This is a genomic window from Zemynaea arenosa (assembly GCF_004614185.1).
GTDB classification, from domain to species: domain Bacteria; phylum Pseudomonadota; class Gammaproteobacteria; order Burkholderiales; family Burkholderiaceae_D; genus Telluria; species Telluria arenosa.
In genome coordinates, this window is the sequence record NZ_SPVF01000264.1 from 24,283 (window position 1) to 32,487 (window position 8,205).

Consider the following 8,205-nt stretch of genomic DNA (forward strand, 5'->3'; position numbering starts at 1 on the left):
CGCAGCGCCACCTGCCGCTATCCCGGCAGGCTGGTCTTCAGCCCGAGCGAGCGCGCGAGGCGCAGCAGTTTTTCCGGGTTCATGACGTTGTCGATGCGCTGGATACGGTCGTGTGCCGCCTGGATCTGCAAGGCGGCCAGCAGGACCTCGTCCTGGTACAGCAGAGCGGTGGGCCAGCCGTGCAGGTCGACGATGCGGGCCTGGACCGACTGCGGGATCTGGGCGGCCAGCCCGGCGTACAGGCGCGAGACGGCGCGCAGGCCGAACACCGGCTTGGTGGCGGCGGAGACGTAGCCGCCGCCATCGGCGCGCGACTCGACATCGTCGGCCAGCATGCGGGTCAGGCCTTCGAGGTCGCCGCTGCGGGTGGCCATCAGGAAGCTGGCCAGCAGAGCGTGATGCGAGGCCGACGGCGGCTCGCCGCGCACTCCTGCCGCCAGCGCGGTGCGGGCGCGGTGCAGGGCCTGGCGGCAGGCCGCAGGCGTGCGGCCCAGCAGGTCGCCGGCTTCGGCGTGGCTGTAGTCGAAGATTTCGGTAAGCAGGTAGACCGCGCGTTCGATGGGGCTCAGGGTTTGCAGCACGGCGAGGAAGGCCAGCGAGACCGACTCGAGCCGCTCCAGCTCGGCCTCCGGGGTGACATGCGAGGCCGCTGGCGGCGTGCCCGCCGCCTCGGCGCGTGCTTCGTCCGCGGACCCGCCATCGGCCGCGCCGCTCACGGCTGGCTCGGGCAGCCACACGCCGGGATAGGTCTCCAGTCGCACGCGGGCGCTCTTGATGTGGTCCAGGCACAGGCGTGTCACTACCGTTGTGAGGAAAGCGCGTGGCTCGCGTACGTCCGCGCGCGGCTGCGCGTGCCAGCGCAGGAAGGCTTCCTGCACGATGTCCTCGGCGTCTCCGGCGCTGCCCAGCATGCGGTACGCTAGCGCGTACAGGCGGCGCCGGTCGGCGTAAAGCGCAGTGGGCGTGTCCGGCGCAGTGCCGGAGGCGGTAATGGTCGCGGTGGCTGGGTTCATCGTTCGGTGGGCTCCAGTTCCTTGTGCATTTGCGATGGTAGCGCGGGCTGGCCGGTCCGCTTCCAGACCACGGCGGGCAAGCCCCGGCGTTCGAGCTGCAACGCCCATATTGTGCTCTTGCAGATGAATTCCTTGAACCAGGCGGCGCGGCGCCCGGTCAGCGTGCGGCCGGTGAGGGCGCCGGCCGCATCGGCCCATTGAATCAGCCCGTCGCGGCGGCCCAGGCTCACGCAGTAGAACATCAGCGCGAAGTCGAAAGGATCGGGCGCCGCGCCACGCAGTTCGCGCACGATGTTCTCGGCCACGTGCACGCCCATTGGCATGGCGCTCTTGCAGCCCTGCGGCAGCGGCTGGCCCGGCGGCTGGACCGGCGCGCCCATGTCGCCGGCCACGTAGACGGCGGGATGCGACAGGGCGCGCAGCATGGGGTCCACGAGCACCTGGCCGGCGGCGTTGCAGCTCAGGCCTGCGTGGCGGGCCAGAGGCGGCGCGGCAAAGCCTGCGGTCCAGATGCACAGGTCGAACGGCAGCGGGGCGGCATGCGTGCACAGATGGTCTGCCGCGACCTCCACCACCCGCTGGCCTTCGATCACCTGCACGCCGAGGCGCTCCAGCGTGTGCCGCAGATGGGCGCGCGCGGGCGGCGGAAAGTCCGCGGCGAGGCGCTGCCCCGCCACCAGCCGCACATCGAGCTGCAGGCCGCGGCAAGATTCGGCAATCTCGCTCGCGGTCTCGATGCCAGTCAGCCCGCCACCGACGATCGCCACGCGGCTGCCTGGCGGGAGCGCGGCCACGCGCTGCATCAGCGCCACCGCGGTATCTGGCTCGATGGACACGGCATGGGCTGCGGCGCCGGGGACCGCCTGCAGGTCCGTGCGCGACCCGGCGGCCAGCACCAGCCGGTCCCAGTTCAGCACTTCGCCATCGACGCGCACCGTGTGCGCCTGTACGTCGATGTCCTCGGCCGCGCCACGCACCAGCCGGACGCCGGTTCCGGCCAGCAGCGTGTCCAGCGCGCGTTCGCGCATGGCCTGCCCGGCGACACGCTGGTGCAAGCGGATGCGTTCCACCACCACCGGCCGCGCACTGACCAGGTGCACCCGCGCGGCCAGCCCCTGCTTGCGTACGCGCGCCCCCAGCCGCAGCGCGCAGCTCAGCCCCGCATAACCTCCGCCGATAATCACGATGTCCTTCATGGTGTCCTCACAATTGAATGGCTTCTGCATGAATGACGAGCGACGCCGGCAAAACGTGACCTGTCCGGCAAGTGTGTGATCAGGACGATTACTTCCTCTGGCAACTGTGTCGTTTTTCGTGCATGCGCATGCAGGATCAGGTACCGAAAAGCTTGATCGGCGTGATCGCACCCGGTTACATTTGCCCGTAGTCAATATTTACTGGGGATCCGCAGTGCGCATTACGATTCTTGGTCTGGCCATGCTCGTGGCCGGACCCGTTTTTGCTTTCGAGCCCGAGGACAGCATCGCCACCGACCGCCCCGACGTGGTCGAATCCAGCGCCGTGGTGGGCAAGGGCCGCTTCCAGCTGGAGGCCAGCGTGGCGGGCGAGCGCTTCGACCATGACGGCGTGCGCGAAGTCACCCATAGCACGCCCACTCTGCTGCGCTTCGGCCTGACCGACGCCACCGAGCTGCGTTTCGAAACCGATGGCCGCATGAACAGCGGTGCGGCGGGCCGCGGCTACAGCGACTGGTCGGTCGGCGTGAAGTGGCACTTCGCCGATGCCGCCGGCAGCCGTCCTTCGATGGCGCTGCTGGCGCACGCGGACGTGGACAGCGGCTCGCCGGCATACCGCGGCTCGGGCGTGCGCCCGTCGCTGCGCCTGTCGGCCGAGTGGGAGCTGGCGGACGACTGGTCATTCGGCGTGATGCCCGGCGTGCTGCTGGACCGGCGCGAGGACGGCGGCCGCTTCGCCAGCGGGATCTTCGCGGTCACCCTCGGCAAGGAGATCAACGACCGGCTGCGCGGCTTCGTCGAATTGGCGGCGCCCTCGATTGCCAGCGCGCGCAATGGCGGCACCAATGCCGCCTTCGACTTCGGCGCGGCCTGGCTGTTGACCAACAACGCGCAGCTGGACATGGCTTTCTCGCGCGGCTTGAATCACACCACCCCCAAGCTCGGCTGGACGGCCGGGCTCTCCATCAAATTCTGAGGTGACGAATGCGTTCCGTACGTAGCAATCTGCTGGTGTTGAATGTCCTGAGTATCGTGTTCATGGCCGTGGTGGGCGGCGTGGGCTGGCTGACCGTGGGGCGGCTGGACGGCGCGATGGACAAGATCACCGATAACGGCAATGCGCTGAGCCACCAGATGAGCGCCGACCAGGACCACGATGCGCTGCGCGGCGACGTGATGGCGGCCTTCGTGGCCGGTGCGGGCGACGACACCGCGGCCCGCCAGGCCGTGGCCAAGGAGGCTTCGGACCACATCGCGGATTTCAAGCAGAACATCCGCGAGCTGGAAGAAGTGGGGCTGGACGGCGAGGTGCGCGCGCGCCTGGCCGCCGTCAAGCCGGACATGGACGCCTACCTGAAGCTGGCCGCCGAACTGGTGCCGCTGGCGCTGGGCGACCAGGCCGCGGCGCGCGAGCGCCTGCCCGCCTTCAACGCCGCTTTCGAAAAGCTGGAAAAGAGCATGGCCGGGTTGAGTGAGACCATCGAGCGCAACTCCGTGGCCGCGCGCGACGGCGGCGACGCCGTGGTCAAGGCCAGCCACTGGCAGGTGCTGGCGGCGGTGGGCATCGCGGCCGCGCTGGCGATCGGCATCGGCCTCGTGATCAGCCGCCGCATCACCGAACCGCTGGACGAGGCGATCGTCTTCGCGGGCCGGGTGAGCGAAGGCGACCTGTCCGCGCACATCGACAGCGATGCCACCGACACCAGCGAACTGGGTCGCCTCAAGCGGTCGCTCCACGACATGCAGGCCAAGCTGCTGGCGATGGTGACCGAGATCCGGGCCGGCGCGGACCGCATCGCCGTGGCCACCCGCGAAATCTCGGACGGGAACATGGACCTGTCGGCGCGCACCGAGGAGCAGGCCAGCTCGCTGGAGGAGACCGCATCGTCGCTGGAAGAGCTGACCTCCACCGTGCAGCAGAACAGCGCCCATGCGCGCGAGGCTGAGCAGTTGGCCACCACCGCGCGCGGCGTGGCGGAGCAGGGCGGCCAGGTGGTGGCGGACGTGGTGCAGACCATGGGCGCGATCTCGGAAGCCTCGCAGCGCATCGTGCAGATCATCTCGACCATCGAAGGCATCGCCTTCCAGACCAACATCCTGGCGCTGAATGCGGCCGTGGAAGCGGCGCGCGCCGGGGAGCAGGGGCGCGGCTTTGCCGTGGTGGCGAACGAGGTGCGCACGCTGGCGCAGCGCGCCGATGCCGCCGCCAAGGAGATCAAGGTGCTGATCGATGCCTCGGTGGAGCAGGTCGAGCGCGGCGACAAGCTGGTCGCCACCGCCGGCAGCACGATGGAGAAAGTGGTGTCCAGCGTGATGCGCGTGGGCGGTGTGGTCACCGAGATCGCCGGTGCCACCAGCGAGCAGGAGGTCGGCCTCGGGCAGATCAACTCCGCGGTGGCGCAGATCGACTCGGCCACCCAGCAGAACGCGGCGCTGGTCGAGGAAGCAGCCGCCGCCACGGCTTCGCTGCAGGAGCAGGCGCACCATTTGGCGGCGCTGGTGGCGCAGTTCCGCATCGAGGGCGGCAGCGCGCCGCGCACCTCGTCCGCGCTGCGCCTGGCCCAGGCCTGAGTTTGATGATCTGGCCCCGATGGGCCGATCCGAGCCTGCGGGGCACGTTTTCCCTTCAGCTATAATGGCGGCCCGCCGGCGCAGGCCGGCCGCCATCTTCATTTCCGCCATGTCTTCCGATACGCCCAACCACGACTCCGGCCGCCCGATGCTGTATGACCCGACCGAGCGCCGCATCCGCAGCTTCGTCACGCGCGCGGGGCGCCTGTCCACCGCGCAGGCACGCGCGCTGGAGGAACTGGGGCCGAAGTTCATGATTGGCTACGCGAAGGCGCCGCTGGACTACGCCGCCGCCTTCGGCCGCAGCGCTGCGGTGGTGCTGGAGATCGGCTTCGGCATGGGCGACACCACCTCGCACATCGCCAAGCTGATGCCGGAGAAGGATTTCATCGGCGTGGAAGTGCACACGCCCGGCGTGGGCAGCCTGCTCAAGCAGATCGGCGAACAGGAACTCACCAACCTGCGCGTGATCCAGCACGATGCGGTGGAAGTCCTGCGCGACATGATCCCGGACCAGTCGCTGGCCGGGGTCCACATCTTCTTCCCCGACCCGTGGCACAAGGCGCGCCACAACAAGCGCCGCCTGATCCAGCCGGAATTCGTCGCCAAGCTGTGCGCCAAGATCGCGCCGGGCGGCTACCTGCATCTCGCCACCGACTGGGAAGACTACGCGATCCAGATGCTGGAGGTGCTGTCAGCGGAGCCCCAACTGCAGAACACCGCCGAAGGCTATGCGCCGCAGCCGTCCTACCGTCCGCTCACCAAGTTCGAGAACCGCGGCCTGAAGCTCGGCCACGGCGTGTGGGACCTGGTCTTCACCAAGCGCTGATCGTCAGAGCGCTGATCACGACCGCGCCGCCGCAGGCGCGGCCACCGGCCGTGGCGCCGGCGCGGCGAAGGCCAGCAGGTTGCCGGCGATGACCAGGCCCAGGCCCGCAATGGCGCCCGCGCTCCAGCGGTAGTCCTCGACCACCGAGGATATCGTCAGTGCCACCACCGGGAACAGCACCGTGCAGTAGGCCGCGCGGTCCGGGCCCATCCTCCCCACCAGCAGCAGGTAGGCGGTGAAGCCGATCACCGATCCCGGCACCGCGAGATACAGCAGCGAGCCCACGTACTGCGTGCTCGCCTCGAAGCGGAACGGCATGCCCAGTGCCGCCGCGCCCACCGTAAGGATGGTGGCGCCGATGCACATGGCCCAGGTGTTGGTCAGCCAGGGCGTGAGGCCCATCGCCTGCATGCGCGAGGACAGCAGGTTCCCGGCCGAGAAGCACAGGGTGCCCGCCAGCGCGAGCGCGAGGCCGGCCAGCATGCCGCCATCGTTCCAGTGCCCCTGCATTTGCGGCAGGAACAGCAGGACGATGCCCGCCAGGCCGAGTGCCGCACCGCCCATCACGGCGGGACGGATCGGCCGCCCGAGGAAGATGCGGCCGTTGAGCGCATTCCACACCGGCGCGGTCGAGAACACGACCGCCACCAGCCCACTCGGCACATGCGCGCTCGCATAGTAGAAGCACAGGAAGTTACAGCAGAACAGGGCGGCGCCTTGCGCCACCAGGTAGCGCCACGCCTGGCGCGGTGGCCACAGCGGCTTGCGGGTGACCAGCAGGATCGCAAACAGCAGCGCGCCCGCGAGCCAGAAGCGCCAGGCGATCGACACTGGTGCGGGCACGCTGCCCAGTTGGAGCTTGATGGCGATCCAGGTGGTGCCCCAGATCAGGACCGTGGTGACGTAGAGGAGGGCGTTCATGGCAGGTGCGGCGCCGGTGCGCGGCGTGAAGTTCGACAGGCGCCCAGTGTGCGCGGCCCGCCGGCGGCGGCATTGTCTGTCCTTGCGCATTTGTTCGCCAGGCCCGGCACCACACGCGCGACGGTGCTAGACTTTTTGGCATGGACCCGACAGCCCTCTCCGCCACGCCGCCCGGCGACGCCATGCAGCATGCCGTGTTCCGCACCATGTGCGGGACCGATGCGCAGCTGGAGCGCTTTGCGTGGCTCGGCGACGGCCTGGCGGTCGCGGTGTGGCAGCGGCAGACGGACGAACACGAGACGGTCTACAGCCAGCCGGGCCACCACACCCTGTCGTGCTACCTCGGGGGCGGCTACCGAGTGGAACGCAGCGACGTGCCGGGGCAGTTCGGCGGCCCGCAGCGTTTGTGCTCCCTGCCGGACTGGCACGAGTCGCGCTGGATGGTGCGCGATTCGCTGCGGCTGCTGCACCTGTACTTCATGCCCGAGCACTTTACCCGGCGCGCGGTGCTGGAGCTGGACCGCGAGCCGCGCGAACTGATGCTGCAGGACCGGACCTATTTCGACGATCCGGCGCTGGCGGCGCTGTGCCAGTCGCTGCTCGCGGCGCCGTGGCAGGGTGCCGACCAGCTGCTGCGCGCGAACGAGATCGCGCACGATGCCCTGTCCCTGCTGCTGCACGGGCAGGCGGGCTTGCGTCCGCACGCGGTGCGCAAAGGCGGACTGGCCCCGCAGGTACGGCGCCGCCTGGCCGACTGGATCGAGGCGCACCTGCATGAGACGATTTCGGTGGGCCGGCTGGCGGAGGTGGCGTGCCTGTCCGAGTTCCACCTGGTGCGCATGTTCGGGCTGTCGTTCGGGATGCCGCCGGCGGCGTGGATCGCGGCGCGCCGCATCGACCGCGCGCGGGCGCTGCTCAAGGCGGCCGCGCTGCCCTTGCAGCAGGTAGCGGAGGACTGCGGCTATGCGGACCTGGCTCATTTCAGCCACCGCTTCAAGGCCGCGGTGGGCGTGCCGCCGGGGCGCTACCGTCTCGCGCTGCGCTGAGGCGGAGCGCCCCTGGCCTGCGAGACCCTGCCAGGTGTGGCCGCGATTGCGCATTTTCGATGCATACGCTGGCGCGAGGGCGGGTGGCCGGGACCAGCGCTGCTACTATGTCGCTCACTTTGTCCCTCCTGGAGCCAGTCCATGCTCAAAGCGATCCGTGTCCTGCTGTGCAGTCTTCTTGCCGTGAGTTCCTGCGTCCGCGCCGACGAGCCGGTCGACGCGCGCCGTGTGATCGGCGACTTGTCCCGCATCGTTGCGCCCACCGGCGTCCAGCAGAGCTACAAACTGAAGGTTGGCGGGATCGATCAATGGCTGTACGTGCGCGGCCAGGACACGGCCAATCCGGTCCTGTTGTTCATCCACGGCGGCCCGGCTTCGCCCAACATGCCATCTTCCTGGATCTACCAGCGGCCACTCGAAGAATACTTCACGGTCGTGAACTACGACCAGCGCGGCGCCGGGCGGTCCTACCTGGAGGCTGACCCGGACACCGTACGCCCCACGCTCACCATCGACCGCTACGTGCAGGACGCCATTGCCATTGCGGAGCACGTGCGCACCAGATTCGGCAAGCGGAAAATCATCCTGATGGGCCACAGCTGGGGCACCACAGTCGGCCTGCAGGCGGC

The 8,205-nt window shown here is 69.3% G+C and carries 8 protein-coding genes; 5 read left to right on the forward strand and 3 right to left on the reverse strand.

From position 1 onward, the window contains the following. Positions 1-17: 17 nt before the first annotated feature. Together E4L96_RS21805 and E4L96_RS21810 are read right to left on the reverse strand one after the other, a co-directional pair. On the reverse strand, positions 18-1,013 hold the full coding sequence (locus E4L96_RS21805) for a sigma-70 family RNA polymerase sigma factor (RefSeq protein WP_135209325.1): 996 nt from the start codon (positions 1,011-1,013) through the stop codon (positions 18-20). After that, positions 1,010-2,209: an NAD(P)/FAD-dependent oxidoreductase gene (locus E4L96_RS21810; RefSeq protein ID WP_167758774.1), complete on the reverse strand. Its 1,200-nt coding sequence runs from the start codon at positions 2,207-2,209 to the stop codon at positions 1,010-1,012. Before E4L96_RS21810 ends, E4L96_RS21805 begins: the two co-directional genes overlap by 4 nt. Positions 2,210-2,450: 241 nt before the next feature. Here E4L96_RS21810 and E4L96_RS21815 point away from each other — a divergent pair, with 241 nt between their 5' ends. From E4L96_RS21815 to trmB, 3 genes are all read left to right on the forward strand, one after another. Beyond that, positions 2,451-3,185: a transporter gene (locus E4L96_RS21815; protein ID WP_135209334.1), complete on the forward strand. Its 735-nt coding sequence runs from the start codon at positions 2,451-2,453 to the stop codon at positions 3,183-3,185. Between the two features lie 8 nt (positions 3,186-3,193). Further along, on the forward strand, positions 3,194-4,780 hold the full coding sequence (locus tag E4L96_RS21820) for a methyl-accepting chemotaxis protein (RefSeq protein ID WP_135209327.1): 1,587 nt from the start codon (positions 3,194-3,196) through the stop codon (positions 4,778-4,780). Between the two features lie 148 nt (positions 4,781-4,928). Further along, positions 4,929-5,609: a tRNA (guanosine(46)-N7)-methyltransferase TrmB gene (gene trmB / locus E4L96_RS21825; RefSeq protein ID WP_135209335.1), complete on the forward strand. Its 681-nt coding sequence runs from the start codon at positions 4,929-4,931 to the stop codon at positions 5,607-5,609. A 15-nt stretch (positions 5,610-5,624) separates the two neighbouring features. On the opposite strand, the gene E4L96_RS21830 is transcribed toward trmB, so the two are convergent. Continuing rightward, the gene (locus tag E4L96_RS21830; RefSeq protein ID WP_135209328.1) at positions 5,625-6,530 is read right to left on the reverse strand and encodes a DMT family transporter; all 906 of its coding nucleotides are present in this window, start codon (positions 6,528-6,530) and stop codon (positions 5,625-5,627) included. 140 nt (positions 6,531-6,670) lie between these two features. Between E4L96_RS21830 and E4L96_RS21835 the strand changes: the two genes are divergently transcribed. Beyond that, positions 6,671-7,576 carry a helix-turn-helix domain-containing protein gene (locus E4L96_RS21835; protein ID WP_135209329.1) on the forward strand — a complete coding sequence of 302 codons (906 nt, stop codon included), beginning with the start codon at positions 6,671-6,673 and terminating at the stop codon, positions 7,574-7,576. A 141-nt stretch (positions 7,577-7,717) separates the two neighbouring features. Further along, on the forward strand, positions 7,718-8,205 hold a 488-nt coding region (locus tag E4L96_RS21840), incomplete at its 3' end, for an alpha/beta fold hydrolase (RefSeq protein ID WP_135209330.1).

Bases quoted from the DNA above. Each gene is read 5' to 3' on its own strand.
- trmB (WP_135209335.1), top strand. From the start codon at position 4,929: ATGCTGTATGACCCGACCGAGCGCCGCATCCGCAGCTTCGTCACGCGC.
- E4L96_RS21810 (WP_167758774.1), bottom strand. From the start codon at position 2,209: ATGAAGGACATCGTGATTATCGGCGGAGGTTATGCGGGGCTGAGCTGC.
- E4L96_RS21815 (WP_135209334.1), top strand. From the start codon at position 2,451: ATGCTCGTGGCCGGACCCGTTTTTGCTTTCGAGCCCGAGGACAGCATC.
- E4L96_RS21835 (WP_135209329.1), top strand. From the start codon at position 6,671: ATGGACCCGACAGCCCTCTCCGCCACGCCGCCCGGCGACGCCATGCAG.
- E4L96_RS21830 (WP_135209328.1), bottom strand. From the start codon at position 6,530: ATGAACGCCCTCCTCTACGTCACCACGGTCCTGATCTGGGGCACCACC.
- E4L96_RS21805 (WP_135209325.1), bottom strand. From the start codon at position 1,013: ATGAACCCAGCCACCGCGACCATTACCGCCTCCGGCACTGCGCCGGAC.
- E4L96_RS21820 (WP_135209327.1), top strand. From the start codon at position 3,194: ATGCGTTCCGTACGTAGCAATCTGCTGGTGTTGAATGTCCTGAGTATC.